This window comes from Aeromonas salmonicida (genome assembly GCF_028355655.1).
GTDB lineage: Bacteria > Pseudomonadota > Gammaproteobacteria > Enterobacterales > Aeromonadaceae > Aeromonas > Aeromonas salmonicida.
The window spans coordinates 3,720,800-3,741,672 of sequence record NZ_CP110645.1; the positions used below are offsets into that span (position 1 = coordinate 3,720,800).

Below are 20,873 nucleotides of genomic sequence, written 5' to 3' on the forward strand. Positions count from 1 at the left end.
AGTCGGCTCCAGCTTGCCTATGACCCGACTCACGTTCTTGCCCTCTGCCGTGGCGCTCGTCTCAGCGCAGAGACTCCTGTCGATCCTCTTCCTGCACCATGTCCAGGGTCACCAGATCGAACTCTGTGCTCTTGAGGGCATTGAGGATATCCGGTTGCAGGTCAAAGGCCTGAGCACGAAGCTTCGGTGGCACTCTCACCCGCGCCAGTGTGGTCGCCTGATCGGAGAGGGTATGAAAGAACACCTGCGCCTCCTCTAACCCCATGTCGGCCAGCATCTGCTCCGCCATGTCCACCATCCGCAGATGATGCTTGTCCACCAGCTCGGGATCGGAGAAACGGCGGCTCAAACAGCCATAGGCACTCTTGCCCCAGCGCCCCAATTGTCGCTTGTTGAAACCATAGCGAAAATCCCTGTGGGTCATGCCCTGCTCGGCAAACAGCCAGAGGGTGTTGGCCGGCAGGCTGCCAAAACGACGCAGGTACTCCTGTTGCTCCTCGACGGGTGCGGGCAACAGCATGGGCAGATGGCTCCAGTCGGTTTCCTGCGCCATGAGGTGGCAGATATAGCGCACAGGGTCGATGACCTCGTTGAGGTGACGCAAATGATCGCAGAAGATCATCTCGTCGGTCTTGATGACGATCTGCTCGATACTGTAGCGCTGGCAATAGCGCTTGGCCCGCGCTATCTCCTTGCGGTGGCGGGTCGGGCTGTCCAGGGTGATGGCCCGGATCCGGACGCCGCTGGCACGGCACAAATCCATGCTGTAGCAGGATTCCAGTCGGCCAGAAAAGGAGACCACCAGCTCGCCGTAACTGGCCAGAGTCTCGATAAGTGACTGTTCCCTGGTCTGAAAGGTCTGATCGTATCCTCGATTCAGCACAACTATATTGGCAGCCATAACGACAGCACCGGATGATGAATTGGCGGCCATTGTGCCGGTGCAATCCTGAATACACCCTTAAAAAACAAGTTTAATCAGAATTTAATTATAATTTCATGACAATTATCTTCATTTTCATCTTGGATGGAGTCATAAATCCGCAGTTTCGCCTGATGCACTCTGTGTGCTCGCAAAAAGCCTTCGGCCTGTTCGAGGGAGCCGAATGTCAGCCGTGCCCCCTCACTGTCGGTGAGACATTGCATCTCGCCATCCACATCGACGCAGAGCTGGTAACCGCTGCCATCCTTGCAGGCAATCAGCAAGCCGGCATCCGGATAGTGACTCAACCAATTGCGAAACCGGCCATGCTCCATGACTTCTCCTCGAGCATTCCTGACAGTCAGCTCAACCGGGCAGATAGCCCAGTGATAACAGCTGCTGACGACAGCTATACGCATCGGTAAACAGCATACACCTGATCCCCAGCGCTTCGGCAGCGGCCACATTGGCGGGGCTGTCATCGATAAACAGACACTCGTCGGCCTTCAAATCAAACGACACCAGCAGGTAGCGGTAAATATCCGGCTCCGGCTTTATCATCCGCACCCGCGCCGACACCACCTTGCCGCTGAAGAAGCGCCAGAACGGCTGCTGCTCCAGCCAGTCGATGCTGGCATGACCCATATTGGAGAGCGCATAGAGAGTGTGGCCTGCGCCATGCAGCTCGGCTATCAGGGTCAGCATAGCGGGATCCGGCAAGAGCGAAGCGGGCACAGCCTGCAAAATGGTGAGATTCTCTGCCGCTGACAAACCTGTACGCTCCTGCGCCTGACGGGCCATGGTATGCAGTGACAGCGTGCCCCTGTCTACTTCCAGCCAGTCCGGGTGGTTGAACAGCCGCTCCGCCAGCGCCTCAGCGCCGCCCGGCCCTCGCACCGAACTCACTATGGCCACAGGATCCCAGCTCACCACTACCCGCCCCAGATCGAAAATAATCGCCATGTTCACTTCCTCCATATGCCTCTGCCGCCAGGCTGACAGTACCAATCCAGCTCTTTAGCGCCCCGGCCAGCGCCAGCAAATACCCTGCTCCGTTCGCACCCCACGGGCAAGTTTTACTTGCATCCCGGGTCCAAATCCCTTAATGGTTATGACGATATTTTCAGGACAAGACCCATGCACGCACCATTCTTCTTTGCTTTCTCGTTTATCCGGCCCACATGAGGGAAGGCCCTGTCGTCGCGTGAACAGCAACCAAAGACGAATCGAGCCTCCCCTAGTGGAGGCTTTTTTTTGCAGCTACAACAATCGATTACTTGGATAGGGAACAATCATGGCTACGCTCGACGAGATCAGACAAGACATCACCCGGTTGGATCAGGAGCTGCTTGCCCTGCTGGCCAAGCGCAAGACTCTCAGTATCGAGGTCGCCCGTGCCAAGCAGGCCAATCCCCGTCCCATTCGCGATACCCAGCGCGAGCAGGACTTGCTGGTCGCCCTGATCCAGCAGGGCCGGCTGCTGGGGCTGGATGCCCAGTACATCACCCGCATCTACCACACCATCATCGAAGATTCGGTGCTCTCCCAGCAGGCCTATCTGCAGAGCCTGCTCAACCCGGAGCAGCAGGAGCCCATGACCAGCGTCGCCTATCTAGGCCCGCGCGGCTCCTACTCCAGCCTGGCGGCCCGCAAGTATCTGGCCCGCTACAAGGATCAGGTGATAGAGGTGAATTGCCAGAACTTCCGCGAGGTGCTGGATGCGGTGGAGTCAGGGCGCGCTGCCTTTGGCGTCTTGCCCATCGAGAACACCAGCTCGGGCTCCATCAACGAGGTGTATGATGTGATGCAGCACACCAGCCTCTCCATCGTCGGTGAGCTGACCTATCCCATAGAGCACTGCATCCTCACCGCAGTGCCGACAGAGCTGGGTCGCATCAAGACTTTCTACGCTCATCCCCAGGTGTTCCAGCAGTGCTCCCACTACCTCAGCAAGCTGGAAGGGGCGCGCCACGAGATCTGCGATTCTTCTTCCAGCGCCATGATGAAGGTGAAAGAGCTGGCCAGCCCCGATGCCGCCGCCATCGGCAGCGCAGCCGGCGGTGAGCTCTATGGCCTGAACGTGCTGGCCGAACAGCTCGCCAACCAGAAGGAGAACTACAGCCGCTTCATCGTAGTGGCGCGCAAGCCCATCGACGTAGCGCCGCAAATTCCGGCCAAGACCACCCTCATCATGTCCACCTCCCAGAAACCGGGTTCCCTGGTGGAGGCGCTGCTGGTGCTGCGCAACAACGAGATCAACATGACCAAGCTTGAATCCCGGCCGGTACAGGGCAACCCCTGGGAAGAGATGTTCTATCTGGATGTCTCCGCCAACCTGCAGACGCCGGCCATGCAAGCCGCATTGATCGAGCTGACCAAACTCACCCGCTACATCAAGGTGCTGGGCTGCTACCCGAGCGAAGACGTCAAGCCGACCACAGTGCCGCCGGTCCTGATGGGCAACTGACCGTAACTGCAAACAAAAAAGGCGAACATGATGTTCGCCTTTTTGTTTTTACCTCAGCTCGGCACGTCGTCAGAACTGACCCGCCATCAACTGGTTGATGTTGTAGAGGGCACGGGTATCGAGCTCCATCTCGGTGGCATAGGTATTGCCACGGGGATAGGAGGCCACCACCCGGGCGCCGCGCACCATCCCGGCCACGGACACATCCAGCGAGTTGGAGGTCTGGGTCAGGTCCTTGTAGCTGCTCTGCCCCCGTACCTGCTGGCCATTAAGCTGTTCAGCCAGCTCGCGGTAGGCATCCATCTTGGAAGCCCGGATGGCTTGCAACATCTTCTCTGACTGGGACGGGCCGGGCTGGATATCGATCACCGCATAACCGACCGCCTTGAGCACCGGGAAGTCATCGGGCTTGTTGTTGCTACCGTAGTTGACCACCCGATTGCCACTGCATGCGGTCAGCAGCAGGGCCAGCAGGCATCCAAACAGGATTTTCATTGTAATCACTCCTATATCAGGGCGTCAGGTTGACCAGATGGCCGCCGGGACGCGCCTGACTATCGCGCATCAGATAACCACGGTTGATGGAGGCCCGGCCGAACGAATTGTTGGCGCCAAACAGGTATTTTTGCGGTATCAGGCTCTGGGCTGTGGTCTCCACCATCTTGGTCCGCAGATCTATGATGCGGGCATTGACCAGGATCCCATTGCCATTGCGGCTGAAGGTGCCGGTCAGGATGCGGGAGATGGGCAGACGGGGGGAAAGATCCTTGTAATTGCGGCTCATCACGAAGTCACCCTGAGGGGTTACCTTGATGCTGCCGGTCATCTTGAAGTCCACCACCACTTCCCCACGGCGGTTCAGCTCGTAAATAAAGCTCTCCTCAATCTGCTGCCCCATCCAGTTGGTGTCCTGCAGGGTATCGAGATCGACGAAGGAGGAGACAGCGATGGGCTCGGTCAGGGTCGTGAGCGACTTGCGCTCCATCAACTGATCGGTCATGCGGGCCACCAGCCAGTTGAGCTCCATGCCAGCAGCGGCCTGGCGAGGATCACCCTGATCCCGATTGATGGGGTCGGAACTACAGCTGGTCAGGGCCAGCGCAAGGGCCAACGCCGTGATGAGTTTGTTCATGGATACCTTTCCTGTATCTACACCTGATTCGTTATCGGTTCGACCGGCCAAAGCTTGAGTCAGGAATGAGGCATGAATCTTGCTTTTGATTTGCAGTGTGCTGTGCAACTGACACGGTTCTGTGGTCTGTATCGGCCGGCGCCGTCACTTCGACAGGAGTGAATGCGCCGACCCGCATATTCAAGGTGTTTGTCATGAAATTACCGCTGCTGTTAATCCTGCTGCTGGCCAGCCTGTCAGCCCGGGCCGAGCTTATCGAAGCCCAGGGCAGTGCCGCCATTTTGGGGGGCGACGAGGCCTATGCCCGTGAGCAGGCGACCCGCGACGCCCTGCGCCAGGCCCTGCTGGCGAGCGGTGCTGCCGTCTCCAGCATACAGCGCCTGGAAAACGGCAGCCTGCGCTCCGAGCAGATTCAGATCCGCTCCGGTGGCGACATTCGCCAGTACCGGCTCAAACGGGAAGAGGTGCGCAACGGCCGCATGTACATCACGGTACAGGCCGATATCCAGGCCGAACGTCAGATCTGCCAGACCCAGCATTACGCCAAGGATTTGACACTGGTCAGGCTGCGGCTGCGCTATCCGGATCAGGCGAGCTATGGCGCCCTCGATGACATGCCTGCCAACCTGTCACGCCGCATGTTCGAGACCCTGGCCAACGCACCGCAAGGCGTGGCAGCCCGTCAGTGGCTGGACGAGAACCTGCGCATCGACCCGCTCCACCTGCAACAGGGGGATCGCAGCGCTCTGGAGGAGATCAAGGCCCTCAGCCTGCGCACCGACAGCCAGTATCTGGTGCTCGGCAGCATAGATGACCTCTCCCTCGAGCCTCAGGGCAACCAGCTGACCAGCTGGTATGAAGACCCTATCCGCAATTTTCGCATGCAGCTCTACCTGTTCGATGGCATCAACGGCAGCCTGATCAGCCGCAAGGAGTATCAGGGGCGTGCCAACTGGACCTTCGGCAAGCGGGATCAGGTCGGCAGCAGCAGCGGCCAGTTCTGGCAATCGAGTTATGGCCAGGAGGTGAATTATCAGTTGCAGGAAGCGGTGCAGGATCTGGTTGCCCAGCTGAACTGCGCCCCGGTTACCGCCCGGGTGATAGGCCAGAACGAGCGGGGCCCTCACATCAATCTCGGCCGGCGCAACGGTGTCAGGCTGGGGGATCAGTACCGGATCCAGCACAGCGCCGACTTCATCGATCCTTACGGCAAATCCCGCATGATGCGCAACCCGGCCGATGGCCTGTTCGAAGTGGTACAGGTATTCGAGGATGGCGCCATCATCAGCAGCCAGAACAAATATTCACCGTTTAACATCCAGATCGGGGATTTGGCAGTATTGGAATAAGAATCAAGGGTTTAAAAGGGAGCGGCTTCTTGTATAATGCCCGCCACAAGGCTCCCGTAGCTCAGTAGGATAGAGCGGTCCCCTCCTAAGGGACAGGCCACTGGTTCGACTCCAGTCGGGAGCACCATATAAAACAAGGGGTTGGCATCGTCATGGTGCCAACCCCTTGTTGTATGAACTCTTCATCGTCAACCCAAAAGCGCAAACCTTTCACTCCCCTTCTTCGTCAACACACACCAGAACACACCAGACATCTGACAGACACTCCCGAATCCCGGCTCGTACAGGGGCACATTACTCCCGATGCTTCTGTCACGTCTCTCTATACTTCAGCGATCTTCAGCGATATTGACCCAATCCGGAAACTTGTATTTCGACCGCTCACTGTAGAGGAGGCCCACATGTTCAGGCTGCTGGTAGTGTTGCTCTGTCTGATAGCGCCTGTCCGGGCCATCACCCTGATCCCGCTGGTCGAGGGGCTTTCCCATCCCTGGGGTCTGGTGCTGTTGCCGGGTGGGGAGTTTCTGATCAGCGAACGGACAGGCCGTTTGCTGCGCATCGACCGGCAAGGGAAGCACCATACGGTGCAGGGACTGCCGCCCATCGCCAGTGCCGGTCAGGGAGGATTGCTCGACCTGGCCCGGGACAAGGAGGGCTGGATCTATCTGAGCTACAGCGAACCTGGTCAGGGCGGTGCTGGCACGGCAGTGGCCCGTGCCAGATTGCAAGATGACCGGCTGCACCAGTGGCAACAGCTGTTTCGCCAGCAGCCGAAAATGGGCGGGAGTGCCCACTTTGGTTCCAGGCTGCTGACGGGGGACGATGGCTACCTCTATATCACGCTGGGAGATCGCTATCGGGGGCGGGATCAGGCCCAGTCCCTCGATAACCACCTGGGCAAGACCATACGCCTGCATCTCGATGGCCGGGTGCCACAAGACAACCCCTTTGTGCAGAAAGCCGGGGCCCTGCCCGAGATCTGGAGTCTGGGTCATCGCAACATGCAGGGGGCTGCCCTGCACCCCGTCACAGGGCAGTTCTGGGCACACGAACACGGTCCCCAGGGCGGCGATGAGGTAAACCTGATCCAGCCCGGCCGCAACTATGGCTGGCCCAGCGTCAGTTTTGGCGAAGAGTATGGCGGCGGCAAAATTGGTTCGGGCACTGCGGCCCCTGGCATGGTGCCGCCGAAGTGGATCTGGGTCCCGTCCATCGCCCCCTCCGGCATGACGTTTTATCAAGGCACCCTGTTCAAGGAGTGGCAGGGGGACCTGCTGGTCGGTGCCTTGCGGGGTCAGGCCCTGTTACGCCTGAAGATGGAGGGAGACAAGATAGTCTCGCAAGAGCGTTTGCTGACCGAGCTGGGTGCCCGGATCCGCACCGTCAAGGAAGGACCGGATGGCGCCATCTATCTGCTAACCGATACCCCTGACGGACGCTTGCTGAAACTGATGCCCTAGCTCACCCGGGAGGAGTCAAGATGAAACAGATGAAATATGGGCTGCTGCTCTGCTGCGCCCTCTTGATGGGCTGCAACACCGTTAGTGGTGTCGGCAGGGATATCGAAAAAGCGGGGGAAGTGATCCAGCGCTCCGCCAGTAAATAGTCGACAACCAGACCAAAACAGGGATGGTCAGGAGGGAGGGTCGGTCTGCTAGACTGGCCCTCTTTTTATTCATCTTATTCATCTTGCAAAGGAGTGTTGGATGTCGGGTTCTTCGTGGTGGGACAAGTCCACCGGCCTTGCGCTGTTGACCATACTGCTGTGGGCCTCGCTGGCGGCGCTCACCTCCCGGGTCACCAGCGTGTCGCCACTGGTGCTGGTGGGCCTGGTGCTGTTTTTCTGTGGCGTCGGCGCCCTGCCGTTCTGGCGCCAGTGGCGGGCCCGTCCGGTCAGCTGGCTGGTGACCATCACAGCGCTGCTGCTCTATCACCTGCTGCTGTTCATGAGCTTTCGCCACGCCCCCGTGCTGGAGGCGAACCTCATCAACTACCTCTGGCCCCTGTTCATCATATTGTTCACCCCCTTGCTGCTGCCCGGTCACCCGCTGCTCAGCCGTCACTTGCTGGCCGGCGCGCTCGGTCTGGCCGGATCCGTACTGGTGATGGTCAACGGCGAGTTGCAACTGCAGGTCGCCTATCTGCCGGGCTACTTGCTGGCACTGGGTGCCGCCATCATCTGGGGGGCCTATTCGGTGCTCTCCCGCCGTCTGCCACCTGCACCGGCCGTGGTGACGGCGGCGGCCTGCCTGCCCGCTGGGCTACTGGCGTTGCTGCTCGCCTGGTGGCTGGAAGGGCCGCTGCCCATTGCACAGATCCCCGCCGACGACTGGTGGCTCATCGTCGGGCTCGCCCTCGGCCCCATGGGTGCGGCCTTCGTTACTTGGTATCTGGCATTGCGGGACGGGGATCCGCGCCGCATCGGGGCGCTTGCCTACCTGACACCGCTGCTGAGCACACTGTTGCTGGTGCTGCTCAACGGAGAGGAGCTGACTTCCCGCCACCTGCTGGCCGGGGCCTTCATCATGGGTGGGGCCCTGCTTGGCATGCTGGGCAAGTCACCTGCGGCCCGCAAGCAGGAGGAGCCCGCTGCACCGTCATTGTCATGACTTCGCAGTCATGAACCGGATGTCATAAAAACGCCATCTTTCCTGCTTAAGCTCACGGCGACTTCCAGTCCCCTGGCTCAAGCAGGAATTCTGACGTGAAAATTGCCCACTATGCCTCCCTCTCCTCCCTGGTACTGCTGCTGGTCGCTGGCGTACAGGTCGGCGCCCTGTTTCATGGCTGGCAACAGCTGGATCAGGCCGAGCAAGCCCAGCATCAACATGAACGGCTGCAACAACGGCTGACCGATACCCTGCAAGGCACCTTGCGCGACTACCTGAGCAGCGGCGATCCCCTGCGCCTGGCCGAAGCCCAGACGGTGCGCCAGCTGGCGCTCGGCCAACTGGCACAGCAGGACGAGCAGCTGACAGCCCCGCTGCGCGCCCTGCTCGAGAAGATGGGAGAGCGTATCGATGGCGATTATCTGGCGGCGGGCAAGCTCTCTGGCAACAGCCAGTGGCTGTTGCAAAATGCCGAGAACGAACTGACCACCCAGGCCAGGGCGCTGCTGCGCTACGGCCAGCAGGGAGCCATGGATCCGGGTACGGATCAGGCCAGTGCCGAGGCTTACCGCAAAGGGGCGGCCGATCTGCTGGCTGCCCTGCCGGGGCTGGGCCACCTGCGCCAGAACTACATGGAGCAGGCCAGCCCCAAACTGCTGGAGGGGCTGCAATTCGAGCTCGCCGCCTTGCAAAAACAGGCTGAGCAACTGGCCGCCCTGCCGCTGCTTGGCCTGTTTGAGGCCCCCCCCGCCGACGAGTTCACCCTGGGCGAGCCGGTGCGCAAAGAGCTCGGCGCCCAGCCGCGCAGCGAACTGCTCTCCCTGCTCAAGCGCTATCCGCAAGAGCTGGAAAACAGCCGCAAGGCGCTGCAACAACAACAGGCTGCCCACCAGGCGGTGCAACAGGACATCACTCGCATGCTGCAAGCAAGCGGGGAGATGGGAGAGCAGCTCACCGCAGGGCGGCAGGCTGTCAACCAGGAGCTGGCTCTCATCCTCGGCAGTCTGGCGCTCTGTCTGGTGCTGGTCGCCCTGCTGTTTGCACTGGTGCAGCGTCGCTGGCTGGTCAAACCGCTGCTGCGGCTGCGCGGTGCTTTTCTGCAACTTGACGAAACAGGCCAGGCCGAAACCCTGCCCCCGGGGCGCGAGCGCAACGAACTCAGCGACATAGTCGAGAGCTACAACCGGCTTATCGTTCGCCTGCAACTGGATCAGCAGCAGAAAGAGGGCCAACTGTCGGCGGTCTCATTGAGCCTGCAGGGCATGGTCAATCAGGTCGAAGAGATCCACCACAGCACCCGCACCACCGAGCAGGCGGTGGACGAGAGCGACCTGATGATGAGCGAGTTGAACCAGCTGGCCGGCGAGGTTCATCAGGTGGCCGCCGAGATAGCACAGCATGCCCAGCACAACGAACACTCCATGAGCCAGAGCGAGCTGCTGGTAGGGGGCATGTTGCAGGCCACCGCCCAGACCGGTCTTGCCATCGATGAAAGCGACGTCGCCCTGACCCAGCTCAAGCGTTCGGTGGATGACGTCACCGCCATCGTCGACGTGATCGGCCACATCGCCCAGCAAACCAACCTGCTGGCGCTCAATGCGGCCATCGAAGCGGCCAGGGCGGGCGAGCAGGGGCGCGGTTTTGCGGTAGTGGCCGACGAGGTACGCCACCTCTCCGCCGATACCCAGCGCTCCCTTGGCCAGATCACCGAGATCCTGGTGCGACTCACCCAATCCGGCGATCAACTCGGCACTGTGCTGGCGCGGATCACCACAGAAGCAGCCGCCCAGCGCCAGCAGGCGGAGCAGTTGCGCCAGACCACCCAGGCGGTGAGAGAGATGGCGCGCAGCACCGCCGTCATCGCCCTGCAGGGGGCGGACAATGCCAAGAGCCAGGAGCACAAGCTGGCCAGCTTCGCCGACCTGATTGCTCGCATCAGCCAGCATGCCCGCCAGGGCAGCCGGCTCTCGGTTCAGGTGTCTGAACACATCCATCATCAAGCCAGCCAGATCCCCCGTATTCTCGGCCATCAGGCCTGAATCAGCCGCTGGACTCCCCTCCCAAACGCCCTGCCCCTGCGTCCCGACGTGGGGGCATATCTTTTTTTGTGCCACAAAATTATCTGTTGCATACAGGTTAACGAAAAAAGTTATGCCCCTTGTAAGAGATCCGCCCTCATCGGCAGGTCATTTCACTTGAAAACGCTATCAGCTGCGATATGAGTGGGCTGGGAGTGTCCACACCAAGATCCATGATTATTTGCACTCGGTCATATTTTTGAAACTTGGTGGGAACTTTCCATTGATATTTCGCACCGCGAACGTACTCTTGGAATTGTCCGATAGCCAAGAATCGGAACATAAAAAATAAATGATGTGATGAACAGAACTGCACCACCGCAGATGTGCCAAGACGTCGCGGCCGCAGCCGACATAGAAAGAATTTTTTGCCCTACGGGGTCTTGATTGCAATGCCAATACCGAGCGGCGGGCCCTTGCCTGACTGCCGGACAAAAAGCTAAGTCCATAAAATCAGGAGCAATACAAAATGGAAAAAGTGATCTTCAAGCGTGCCGCATTGAGCGCAGCTGTTGTTGCCGCCTTGGTCGCCCCCGGTATGGCATTTGCTGCCGACGAAGCCGGTCCTGCCTATGCCGCCGCCGCCAGCAAATTCTATGAAGAAGGCAAACTCAACGGTGGCCTCTTCTACTTCCAGCGTGATCGTCAGCGTATCGATGGTGACCCGACTGCCGCCAAGAAAGAAGGCAAGTACCAGTCCAACCTGAGCCACGCCACAACTCAAGCCGCTCTCAACTTCAACTCGGGTTATGCTTGGGATATCGTCGGTATCGACGTGGGCGGTTTTGGTGCCTATGACCTGGCCGTGACCGAGAACCATGCGGTCAACCAGGAGAACGAATTCTCCTTCGCCGGTAACAAATGGGGCGAAAACTACAAGGATGGCTCCCCCAAAGGTGGCTTCAGCCTGGCCAATGCCTCCCTGAAACTGAAAGCGCTGGACGGTGCCGTCACCGCCAAGGGCGGTCTGACCCAGCTCTACGTACCGGGCGTGATCGGTGTGAACTGGTCCTATCAGCCGGGTACCTACCGTGGCGGCCAGATCGAGGGTAACGTCGGTGGTCTCTACCTGACCTACGCCATCGCCGACGAATACAAGTCCCCCTGGTACAAGGAGACCCAGAAGTTCTCCCGTGCCAAGGCATGGATGGATCCGTTCGCCGATGAAAACGTCATCGACTACATCCAGGGTGTAGCGGCACGTTATACCTTCGAAAATGGCACAGCCGTGACCGGTTCTTACGGCAACTCCGAAAACTACATGGACAGCTACCACTTCAAGCTGGCCCACAAGTTTGACGTGCTGAACGGCCTCTCCACCAGCTACCAGTTCTACGGTTCCGAAACCGACACCTATCAGAAGGGTGGTGCCGACATCGAAACTTATGACGGCATGGCATGGCAGCAAGCCCTGACCGCCGCCTGGGGCATGGGTCCGTACGGCTTCCGTGTGGAAGGTCTGTGGACCAAGGCCGAGGGTAGCGAAGGCAACTACCTGCCCCGTCTGACCCGTGGCTACGGCAACTCCCAGGGCGCGAACGAAATCTGGTGGGACTCCCGCTCCGACTGGAACGCAAACAACGAAAAAGCGCTGTTCTTCGGTGTGACCCGTTCCCTGGATGATCTGGTGGGTGCACCAGGCTGGTCCGTCGGTGTCTCCGGCGCCTACGGCTGGGATATCCAGAAAGGCGACGGCACCAAGGCCACCAACGGTGAAGATACCGAATGGGCAGCCAACTTCGACGTCATGTACACGGTGCAAGATGGCAAGCTGAAAGGCACCCTGTTCAAACTGCACTACACAGATTACAACAACGACATCAGCCAGGGCGGCGGTTGGACCGAATACCCCAACATCTTCGCCTCCGAGCATGACGTCAAGTTCCACATCATAATGCCGTTCACCATACTGTAAGCAGGCGGTGCAACCTCAGCAAACCGGGCCCCTTGGCCCGGTTTTCTTTTTGGTCGCACTCAGGCTACCATGCCCACCTTGGCCACACTCAGGCCGCCACCATGGATGATTTTTATGCCCAACCCCTTCGTGCTCATCACCGGCTGTTCCAGTGGTATCGGCCTCGCCGCCGCCAAGGCGCTCGGTGACCACGGCTTTACCGTGATCGCCTCCGCTCGCAAGGCCGACGATGTAGCACAGCTGCAACAGCAGGGTTTACTGGCTGTACAACTGGATCTGGCCGATACCGCCAGCATTGAGCAGGGTGCCGCCGAGGCACTGGCGCTGGCCGGAGGCCGTCTCTACGGCCTGTTCAACAACGGTGCCTATGGCCAGCCTGGCGCACTGGAAGACCTGCCCACAGAGGCGCTGCGTGCCCAGTTCGACACCAATCTGTTTGGCTGGCATCACCTGATCCGCCAGATACTGCCGACCATGCTGGCAGCCCGGGAGGGGCGCATAGTGCAGAACAGCTCGGTGCTGGGGCTGGTGGCCATGAAGTATCGCGGCGCCTACAACGCCAGCAAGTTTGCCCTTGAAGGCTATACCGACACCCTGCGCCTCGAACTTGAGGGAAGCGGCGTGCACATCAGCCTGATCGAACCTGGTCCCATCGATACCCGCTTTCGTGCCAATGCCCACGCCGCCTTCGTGCGCCATATCGATCCGGCCCAGAGTCGTCATCAGGGCGCCTATCGCCAGACCCTGACCCGGTTGGAAAAAGAGGGGGCCACCAGCGGCTTCACGCTGCCAAGCGATGCCTGCATTCCGCCACTGCTCCATGCACTGCAGAGCAAGCGCCCCAAGCATCGCTACCCTGTCACCTTCCCGACCCGGTTGTTTGCGATACTGCGCCGCCTGCTGCCAAGCAGCTGGCTTGACCGGATCCTCTCCAAGTCGGCCTGATCCTTGATTCACACAGGGTGAGTGGCACCGCCTGCTCGCCCTGCAGTTGATGCTGTGACCCCCGTCTGCCGCTCGCCCGCCATCTGTCCCGCAGCCAGGATGAACGTCGATACTCTCCTCAATAGTGCTGACCGTTGCTGTAATAGTGACTTTTTACGATGGGCAGCACCTGCACCACCACATAAGTTTGCTCCCCCAGCACCGCCTTCAGATGGCGGGTGATGAGCGCCGCGGCGGCATCTTGCATCGCCTGCGACCGCTCGAACCAGACCAGCTCCACAAACGGGAAGCCAGCTTCGATCGCACCATTGCGCACCCAGCTGCTGTCGACACACTCCAGGGTGACAAATTCAGGCTTGCCGCCAGTGAGGGCGCACAGCTCAGCCAACAAAGGGGTGCTGATCTGCTGGAGGGTATCGACTGAAACGGCCCTAAAACGAAGATGGGGCATGGGAAACCTCTTGGCTGTGACGAATGAGGACTTATCATAGAGAACTCAATCCGCTCACATAAGGTGCCTCATGAGATTTCATCGCACGCTGATTTCCTTCCTGCTCTGCCTGTTGCTGCCTTTGACCGCCTTTGCCGATCCCGCCTTCTATCGGGTGAACAAGGGCGACCAGCAGCACTGGCTGCTGGGCTCCATCCATGCGGGCAAACCCTCCCTCTATCCGCTGCCCGACCCCATAGAGCGCGCCTGGCAACAGAGTCATGCCCTGGTGATGGAAGCTGACCTGACCCACATAGGTGAGGAGCAGTGGCAGGATATGGGCACCATCACCCGCCTGACCGATGGCAAGACGCTCAAGGATCATGTCTCAGCCGATCTCTACCGACGCACCATCATAGCCGCCGGTCAGAACGGCCTGACCGAGACCATGCTCTCCCCGCTGCGCCCCTGGTTTGCCGCCATCACCCTGACCCAGGCCGCGCTCGAGCGCACCGGTTTCAGCAGTGCACTCGGGGTGGATCAGCACTTTGCCAAACGTGCCACCGAGAGTGGCAAGCCCATAGTGGGCTTCGAGACCCTGCTCGAACAGCTCGGCTATCTTGCCAGCGTCGGCGACAACCAGACGCTGATGCTATCCACCACCCTGGATGAGCTGCCCCAGCTGGAAACTGGCTTTCGCGATGTGATGAAAGCTTGGCAGGACGGGGATCAGGCCGCCCTCGTCAGCCTGCTGAAAGCAGAGATGGCGCCGCCCAAGCTGCAAGCCTGGCTGGAGCAAACCCTGCTGGCGGAACGCAACCACAACTGGCTGAAAAAGTGGCCAACCCTGCCAAACGAGAGCTTTATCGTGGTAGGCGCCCTGCACCTTTACGGCGACCAGGGCCTGATCGCCCTGCTGGAGCAGCAAGGGTGGCGCGTCACGCCGCTCACCAATCCAGCCGCTAAGTAAACGACCAGGGTATGACGTGAAGGCCCTGCCAAACCGGGGGACTGTCCCCACACGCACTGGGCCGAATGGGAGGCGGCTCACAGATCAGGCTGCCGATTAAATAACCGCAAGGGGACTTGATCGAGATCATCCCATCAGGCCCAAAGAGGTATCTATCATGCCTGTCATCAATGGGATGACAGGAGTGTGTGAGATGGAATTCTGGATGAACCTGATGTTCGGCAACAGCGTGGGACTCATGTCCATGTTGGTGATTATCGGCACCTTCCTGCTGATCAGTTCCTATGCGGTCTATTTCATCTACAAGGTGATGAGCGCCAAGCCGCCGCAAGAAGAGCAGTAACGCCCCTGCGTCAGGCGATCCCACCGATCGCCTGCCCATGTCTCCTGGCTGGCATTGTCTATCGGCCAATAGTGCCTGCCTGTCAGCCGGCTGATGCTGGCTGCCATTTTCTGACTCGCCCCCGCCCGCTATAATGCTCGCTCATTCCAATGCGGGGAGCCTGCCGTGTCTTGCAACGACGAACTCTCACTGTTTCGCAATGAAGTGGCCGATGTGCGCCCCATTCGCAGCGACAATATCCATTCCCCTGCGGGCAAACCCGTCCCGACGGAAGCGCAACTGGCCCGCCGTCAGGCGGCTACCGCCGAGCAACTGGCACTCGACCACCTAACCATGGAGGCGGTGGAGATACGCGATCCCCATGACATCATCGGCTTCAAGCGCGATGGGGTGCAAGAGGGGGTCTACAAGAAGCTGCGACTCGGTAAATATGAGTTGCAGGCGAGCCTGGATCTGCATCAGAAGACCCTCAATGAGGCGCGTCAGGCGCTGGTGCATTTCATTGCGGATTGCGAGGCGCGGGACATCCGCTGCCTGCTGATCCTGCACGGCAAGGGGGAACGCAGCACGCCGCGTGCCCTGCTCAAAAGCTATGTCAGCGCCTGGTTGCCGCAACTGCCCGCCGTCATGGCCATCCACAGCGCCAAGCGCCGCCACGGCGGCAGCGGTGCCCTCTATGTGCTGCTGCGAAAAAGCGAGCGCCAGAAGGCGGAGAACCGCGAGCGACACCAGAAGCGGCTCGGCTAGTCAGCAACCGTCATCTGGTCAGGCCCCTTCAGCCAGGGTGGTAAAACGCGCGATGGCAGTGTTAGCATCGATCGGCCCCGATCATGCCAGGTACGGGGTGCATACCATCAGGGACGATAACAAGGACAATCCCATGTCATATCAAAAACTTGAACAACATCAGCAACAGCTGCACCGGCTCTCCCACCTCAGCGCCATCTGCGGCTGGGATCAGGCAGCCATGATGCCGGAGGGCGGCAACGAGGCACGCGCCGAGGCCATGGCCGAACTCGGTGTGCTGATCCACCACAAACGCACAGCCCCCGAGCTTGGCGACTGGATAGCCAAGGCCGAAAGCGAGCCGCTGGATGCCGTTCAGCGCGCCAATCTCGCCGAGATAAAACGCCACTGGCAGGATGCGAGTCTGCTGCCCACGGATCTGGTAGAGGCCTTGTCCCTCGCGGGCAGCAAATGCGAGCACGCCTGGCGCAGCCAGCGCAAAAACAACGACTGGGCAGGCTTCGCCCCCAATCTCAAGGAGGTGGTGGCCCTGTCGCGGGAAGTGGCGCGCCTTCGCGCAGAGGCACTTGATGTGCGCCCCTACGACGCCATGCTGGCGCTGTACGAACCCGGCATGACGAGTGCGCGGCTCGATCAGATCTTCGGCGATCTCACCGGCTGGCTGCCCGGCCTGATCCAGCAAGTGAGTGAACAGCAGAAGCATGAATCCATCTTGATCCCGCAAGGTCCCTTCCTCATCGCAAATCAGCAGGCGCTCGGCCAGGAGGTGATGGGGCTGCTCGGCTTTGATTTTGCCCACGGCCGGCTCGATGTGAGCAGCCACCCCTTTTGTGGCGGCGTGCCGACCGACGTGCGCATCACCACCCGCTACAACGAGCAGGAGTTTGTCTCCAGCCTGATGGGCATAGTGCATGAAACCGGTCACGCCCGTTACGAGCAGGGGCTGCCGCGTCAGCTGCTGGGCCAGCCGGTGGCCGAAGCGCGATCCATGGGCATTCACGAAAGCCAGAGCCTGTTTTGCGAAATGCAGCTCGGCCACGATGCAGCCTTCCTGGCTCTGCTGGCGCCGCGCATTCGCGCCCACTTTGGCGAGCAGGCAGCACTTGACCCAGCGAACCTGGCCAAGCTCTACAACCGGGTCGAGCCCGGCTTTATCCGGGTCGATGCGGACGAGGTGACCTACCCGGCTCACGTGATCCTGCGCTACGAGCTGGAGCGTGACCTTATCGAAGGGCGCATCGAAGTGGCGGATCTGCCCGAGCTGTGGGATGTCAAGATGCAGCAGTGGCTCGGCCTCTCCACCAGGGGCAACTACCAGAATGGCTGCATGCAGGACATTCACTGGACAGACGGCTCGTTTGGCTACTTCCCGAGCTACACGCTCGGCGCCATGTACGCGGCGCAGTTGCGTTTTGCGCTCGAGAAAGAGCTGGGGAACATGAGCAGCGTGATCGAGGCGGGCCGCCTGCCGGAGGTGCTCGCCTGGCTTGGTCGCAACATCTGGTCACAGGGCAGTCTGCACAGCACGGATGAGCTCATTCGCCGTGCGACTGGCGAGGCGCTGAACCCGCGCTGGCTGCGCCAGCATCTGGAGCAGCGCTATCTGAAATAACGGATGCGGCGACAGCGAATGAAGAGGGCAACGGGGCAGCGAGACTGTCCCGTTTTTATGGGCAATCCATCACAGCGGGTCGGGGGTGGTGAGAAGCTCGCGCAATTGCAGGATATTGCCTTCCGGATCGAACGCATTGCGCAGCACCAAACCAGGTCCCGGCCACTGCTGCGGCAACAGGCCGCCACCGAGGTCGGCCGCCTTCGCCTCGGCCCAGGCGAGGCTTGGCACGGTAAAGAACAATTTGATCGCCCCCTCTTCCCGCAGGATCGGTGGCACCTGGATATCGATATCGCAGGCAATCGACTCGGGGATGGCGTGGATCAGCAACTGGATGTCGTGATTTTCCATCACCACGAAGCCGGCTTCCTGACTGCGAATGTCCATCTGCAGCAAGGTGCGGTAGAAATGGGTCAGCAGGCCGAGATCCTTGGCGTAGATCAGGGCGCCGGCGCGAGCGGGTCCGGGCATGGTGCAATCCTCCTTGGATGTTGTCACCCCAGATTCTCACACCTGCCCGCCCGGTTCGACCGCTTTCAACCTCGTCATCGGCTCTCTCCCGACAACAATTTTATTTCAATTCCTGTCCGTTTCTGGCTAGTCACTGCGCCCCCTCCCCCTTACTCTCAGCCATACACCCAATGCAGAGCTTGCATCCCATGACCCCACAGCCCGTCAGTGACAACCCTCAGGATGAGGGGATCCCGAGCCTCAGCCGCGAACAGTGCCATGCAGCCCGCCTCGCCCGCGATGCGCGCTTCGATGGCCGTTTCTTTACCGGCGTGCTCTCCACCGGCATCTACTGCCGCCCCGTCTGCCCCGCGCGGCCACCGCACGAGCACAACGTGCGCTACTTCCGAAGCGCAGCTGCCGCCGAGCAGCATGGTCTGCGCCCGTGTCTGCGCTGTCGCCCCGAGCTGGCCCCTTCCGCCAGCGGCGATCTGCCGTCCCAGCTCACCCGAGTACTCACGCGGATCGAACGTGGCGAGCTGGCAGACATATCGCTCGCAAAGCTCGCTCAGCAGGCCGGGATCACGGAGCGCACGCTGCGCCGCCAGTTCGAGCAGCACCTTGGCGCCTCGCCAAAACAGGTGGAGCAGACGCGCCGCCTGCTGCTCGCGAAACGGCTGCTGACCGAAACTGCACTGCCCATCACGGATATCGCATTTGCGGCAGGCTTTGCGAGCATCCGCCGCTTCAACGATGCTTGGAGCCAGGCCTATGGCCTCGCGCCCCGGGCACTGCGGCAGCAGCAAGGGAATGAGGCGGCGGCAGAAGGTGGCGCTGCACTCACGCTGCAATTGCCGTATCGCCCGCCCTACGATGTGGCGGCCATGCTGGCGTTCTACCAGCTGCGCGCGATACCCGGGCTGGAGCGGGTTGATGGAAATGTGTATGAACGGCGCCACAGGGTCGGCGATCAGTCTGGATGGATCCGCATCGAGCAGGGCAAGGGCCATAGCATCAGGCTCACAGTGCATGATCTGCCGCCCGCGGCACTGCCTGATCTCTTGTATCGCGTGCGCCGCATGTGGGATCTCGATGCCGACATGCAGCGCATCGGCGAGCGGCTCGGCCAGGATCCGCTGCTGGCCCGTTTGCAGTCACGCTGGCCCGGGGTGCGATTGCCCGCCGGTTGGGATGAGTACGAAGTGATGCTGCGCGCCATCGTTGGCCAGCAGGTATCGGTCAAGGGCGCCATCACCATCATGGGTCGGCTGGTGGCGCGTACCGAGGCGCAATTCGGTGTGGCCCAGCTGCCCACACCTGCGCAGCTGTGTGCACTGGATTTGGATGGCATCGGTATGCCCGGCAGTCGCATCCGCACGCTGCAAGGGCTCGCCGCTGCGCTCGCGAGCGGTGCGCTTTCCCTGACCACGGCCAGCGACGATCAACTGCTGGCCTTGCCGGGCATAGGCCCCTGGACGGTCGCCTACTGGCGGCTGCGCTGCGGGCAGGATCCGGACGCCTTCCCCGCCTCAGATCTCGTGCTGCAAAAGGCGCTGGGGGGCGGCGACAAGCTGCCGGTGAAGGAGGTATTGGCGCAAAGCGCAGCATGGCAACCCTGGCGCGGCTATGCCGCGAGCTGGCTGTGGCACGCCATGAGCGAACAACCGGCACTGCTCATCAAGCAGCCATCGACCCCCACTGCGAGCCTGGTTTCACCCACAACGGGGAGCAATCCGCCCCAAAGCCATGACGAGGAGATAACCCATGATCCGCTATGACATGTTGCCAACAGACTGCGGCGATCTGCTGGTCGCCATCAACGCCCGCGGCTTGGTGCACGTTGACTTTGTGGCTGGCCTGCGAACACTGCCCGATATGAGCGGCTGGCAACAAGACAGTGAGGCGCTCGCCCCTTATCTTGCCGAATTTGCCGCCTATTTCGCCGGGCGTCTGCAGCGCTTTACCCTGCCACTCGCCGCCCACGGCACGGCTTTTCAGCAGGCGGTATGGCAGGCGCTGTGCGACATTCCCTATGGCGAGACTCGCAGTTACGGCGATATCGCCCGCGCCATCGGCAAACCGGCGGCGGTACGGGCAGTGGGCGCGGCGAACGGTCGCAATCCGCTCTCGATCATAGTGCCGTGCCATCGCGTGATAGGCCAAAACGGCAGCCTGACCGGTTATGCGGGCGGACTGCCTATCAAGCAGCAGTTGCTGGCGCTGGAATGTGATCAGTCACGTTCAGCCAACCAGCCATGAAAACCGAGCGCCTGGAAATAGCGCCAGCCAGTGCCAAACCCGGCGGCCCCCAGCAGTTGCCGGGTTTGGTCCTCATTCAAAGGGCAAAAGTCCCGATCCAGACGCTGTATCATCTGCTCGCTGGCCGAGAGCGGTAAACCGGCCAGATGGGCCTGTAGGCCCATAACCGCTCGCTCGGTGTCATCTTGCGCCGCCATCAAGTCGGCCATCAGCAAGGGAGATCCCGCCCGGAGCTGACGGGCAATATCCAGCAGTAGCGCCGTTTTTTGCTCAAAGGGAAGGAAGTGCAGCACCAGCAGACAGAGCGCACCGTCACACCCCAGGCTCTGCGCCGGTAGCGGCCCCGCCCACCATGTGACCCGCTCGGCCATGTCTGCCAGCTCCGCCCGCTGGCGGGCCTGGGCCAGCATGTCCGTCGAGATATCCTGGGCAATAAACTGCCATTCGGGACAGGACTGTCCCAGCAGCAAGAGTTCACTGCCGGTGCCGACCCCCACCAGCAGCACACGGGCGCGAGGGCCCAGCCTCGTCATCAGCTGGGCCGCACTGAGCTGATGCAGCAGCGCATAACCGGGTACCAGCCGCGAGATGCGCTGATCATAATCTTGTGCCCCGTCACCTTTGAATCGTTCCACCATCTGCTCC

Annotated in this window: 22 protein-coding genes, 1 tRNA gene and 1 other annotated feature; of the genes, 15 read left to right on the forward strand and 8 right to left on the reverse strand. The window is 60.7% G+C overall.

The features are described from left to right. Positions 1–61: 61 nt before the first annotated feature. From ONZ54_RS17220 to ONZ54_RS17230, 3 genes are read right to left on the reverse strand one after another with little or no spacing between them, the layout of a single operon-like run. Positions 62–934 carry an adenine nucleotide alpha-hydrolase family protein gene (locus tag ONZ54_RS17220; protein WP_265431610.1) on the reverse strand — a complete coding sequence of 291 codons (873 nt, stop codon included), beginning with the start codon at positions 932–934 and terminating at the stop codon, positions 62–64. 44 nt (positions 935–978) lie between these two features. Continuing rightward, positions 979–1,257 carry a DUF6482 family protein gene (locus ONZ54_RS17225; RefSeq protein WP_005311907.1) on the reverse strand — a complete coding sequence of 93 codons (279 nt, stop codon included), beginning with the start codon at positions 1,255–1,257 and terminating at the stop codon, positions 979–981. Positions 1,258–1,288: 31 nt separating this feature from the next. Further along, positions 1,289–1,885 carry an HAD family hydrolase gene (locus ONZ54_RS17230; protein ID WP_271786764.1) on the reverse strand — a complete coding sequence of 199 codons (597 nt, stop codon included), beginning with the start codon at positions 1,883–1,885 and terminating at the stop codon, positions 1,289–1,291. Positions 1,886–2,055: 170 nt separating this feature from the next. Then, positions 2,056–2,178, forward strand: a sequence feature (Phe leader region). Positions 2,179–2,216: 38 nt separating this feature from the next. On the opposite strand from ONZ54_RS17230, the gene pheA reads away from it, so the two are divergent. Continuing rightward, positions 2,217–3,389, forward strand: coding sequence for a prephenate dehydratase (gene pheA / locus ONZ54_RS17235; protein ID WP_021141201.1), 1,173 nt, complete (start codon positions 2,217–2,219; stop codon positions 3,387–3,389). 69 nt (positions 3,390–3,458) lie between these two features. Here pheA and ONZ54_RS17240 read toward each other — a convergent pair whose 3' ends face one another. After that, positions 3,459–3,884 (reverse strand): LPP20 family lipoprotein, encoded by a 426-nt coding sequence (locus ONZ54_RS17240; protein ID WP_271786765.1) that lies wholly within the window; start codon positions 3,882–3,884, stop codon positions 3,459–3,461. Between the two features lie 16 nt (positions 3,885–3,900). Next, complete coding sequence (locus ONZ54_RS17245) at positions 3,901–4,521, reverse strand: FlgO family outer membrane protein (RefSeq protein WP_271786766.1); 621 nt, start codon at positions 4,519–4,521, stop codon at positions 3,901–3,903. Between the two features lie 194 nt (positions 4,522–4,715). Here ONZ54_RS17245 and ONZ54_RS17250 point away from each other — a divergent pair, with 194 nt between their 5' ends. The 8 genes from ONZ54_RS17250 to ONZ54_RS17285 all read left to right on the forward strand — a co-directional run bounded on the left by ONZ54_RS17250 (position 4,716) and on the right by ONZ54_RS17285 (position 13,417). Beyond that, positions 4,716–5,870, forward strand: a complete 1,155-nt coding sequence (locus tag ONZ54_RS17250; protein WP_021140531.1) for a flagellar assembly protein FlgT — start codon at positions 4,716–4,718, stop codon at positions 5,868–5,870. A 50-nt stretch (positions 5,871–5,920) separates the two neighbouring features. Beyond that, positions 5,921–5,997 (forward strand) — tRNA-Arg (locus ONZ54_RS17255). A 274-nt stretch (positions 5,998–6,271) separates the two neighbouring features. Further along, on the forward strand, positions 6,272–7,330 hold the full coding sequence (locus ONZ54_RS17260; protein ID WP_271786767.1) for a PQQ-dependent sugar dehydrogenase: 1,059 nt from the start codon (positions 6,272–6,274) through the stop codon (positions 7,328–7,330). 20 nt (positions 7,331–7,350) lie between these two features. After that, positions 7,351–7,476: an entericidin A/B family lipoprotein gene (locus ONZ54_RS17265; protein ID WP_021140529.1), complete on the forward strand. Its 126-nt coding sequence runs from the start codon at positions 7,351–7,353 to the stop codon at positions 7,474–7,476. A 100-nt stretch (positions 7,477–7,576) separates the two neighbouring features. Next, a complete protein-coding gene (locus ONZ54_RS17270) occupies positions 7,577–8,479 on the forward strand; it encodes a DMT family transporter (protein WP_271786768.1) in 903 nt (300 codons plus the stop codon). 95 nt (positions 8,480–8,574) lie between these two features. After that, complete coding sequence (locus ONZ54_RS17275; protein WP_271786769.1) at positions 8,575–10,518, forward strand: methyl-accepting chemotaxis protein; 1,944 nt, start codon at positions 8,575–8,577, stop codon at positions 10,516–10,518. A 508-nt stretch (positions 10,519–11,026) separates the two neighbouring features. After that, complete coding sequence (locus tag ONZ54_RS17280) at positions 11,027–12,472, forward strand: OprD family outer membrane porin (protein WP_021140526.1); 1,446 nt, start codon at positions 11,027–11,029, stop codon at positions 12,470–12,472. Positions 12,473–12,586: 114 nt separating this feature from the next. Beyond that, the gene (locus ONZ54_RS17285; RefSeq protein ID WP_021140525.1) at positions 12,587–13,417 is read left to right on the forward strand and encodes an SDR family oxidoreductase; all 831 of its coding nucleotides are present in this window, start codon (positions 12,587–12,589) and stop codon (positions 13,415–13,417) included. Positions 13,418–13,535: 118 nt separating this feature from the next. Here the strand turns inward: ONZ54_RS17285 and ONZ54_RS17290 are convergent, their stop codons facing one another. Then, on the reverse strand, positions 13,536–13,868 hold the full coding sequence (locus ONZ54_RS17290) for a DUF1904 family protein (RefSeq protein WP_271786770.1): 333 nt from the start codon (positions 13,866–13,868) through the stop codon (positions 13,536–13,538). A 70-nt stretch (positions 13,869–13,938) separates the two neighbouring features. Here ONZ54_RS17290 and ONZ54_RS17295 point away from each other — a divergent pair, with 70 nt between their 5' ends. The 4 genes from ONZ54_RS17295 to ONZ54_RS17310 all read left to right on the forward strand — a co-directional run bounded on the left by ONZ54_RS17295 (position 13,939) and on the right by ONZ54_RS17310 (position 17,519). After that, a complete protein-coding gene (locus ONZ54_RS17295) occupies positions 13,939–14,817 on the forward strand; it encodes a TraB/GumN family protein (RefSeq protein ID WP_021140524.1) in 879 nt (292 codons plus the stop codon). A gap of 157 nt (positions 14,818–14,974) precedes the next feature. Next, positions 14,975–15,160, forward strand: a complete 186-nt coding sequence (locus tag ONZ54_RS17300) for a DUF3149 domain-containing protein (protein ID WP_416995594.1) — start codon at positions 14,975–14,977, stop codon at positions 15,158–15,160. A gap of 165 nt (positions 15,161–15,325) precedes the next feature. After that, a complete protein-coding gene (smrA, locus tag ONZ54_RS17305; RefSeq protein WP_271786772.1) occupies positions 15,326–15,907 on the forward strand; it encodes a DNA endonuclease SmrA in 582 nt (193 codons plus the stop codon). A 133-nt stretch (positions 15,908–16,040) separates the two neighbouring features. Further along, on the forward strand, positions 16,041–17,519 hold the full coding sequence (locus ONZ54_RS17310; protein ID WP_271786773.1) for a carboxypeptidase M32: 1,479 nt from the start codon (positions 16,041–16,043) through the stop codon (positions 17,517–17,519). A 69-nt stretch (positions 17,520–17,588) separates the two neighbouring features. On the opposite strand, the gene ONZ54_RS17315 is transcribed toward ONZ54_RS17310, so the two are convergent. Next, entirely contained in the window at positions 17,589–17,990 is a 402-nt protein-coding gene (locus ONZ54_RS17315) for a VOC family protein (RefSeq protein WP_059169596.1), read from the reverse strand. A 170-nt stretch (positions 17,991–18,160) separates the two neighbouring features. Here ONZ54_RS17315 and ONZ54_RS17320 point away from each other — a divergent pair, with 170 nt between their 5' ends. After that, the gene (locus tag ONZ54_RS17320; protein WP_416995595.1) at positions 18,161–19,747 is read left to right on the forward strand and encodes an AlkA N-terminal domain-containing protein; all 1,587 of its coding nucleotides are present in this window, start codon (positions 18,161–18,163) and stop codon (positions 19,745–19,747) included. Further along, entirely contained in the window at positions 19,734–20,228 is a 495-nt protein-coding gene (locus ONZ54_RS17325; RefSeq protein WP_021140519.1) for a methylated-DNA--[protein]-cysteine S-methyltransferase, read from the forward strand. Before ONZ54_RS17320 ends, ONZ54_RS17325 begins: the two co-directional genes overlap by 14 nt. Here the strand turns inward: ONZ54_RS17325 and ONZ54_RS17330 are convergent. Next, on the reverse strand, positions 20,201–20,866 hold the full coding sequence (locus ONZ54_RS17330) for a class I SAM-dependent methyltransferase (protein WP_271786775.1): 666 nt from the start codon (positions 20,864–20,866) through the stop codon (positions 20,201–20,203). The two genes, ONZ54_RS17325 and ONZ54_RS17330, sit on opposite strands and share 28 nt — an antisense overlap. Positions 20,867–20,873: the final 7 nt, after the last annotated feature.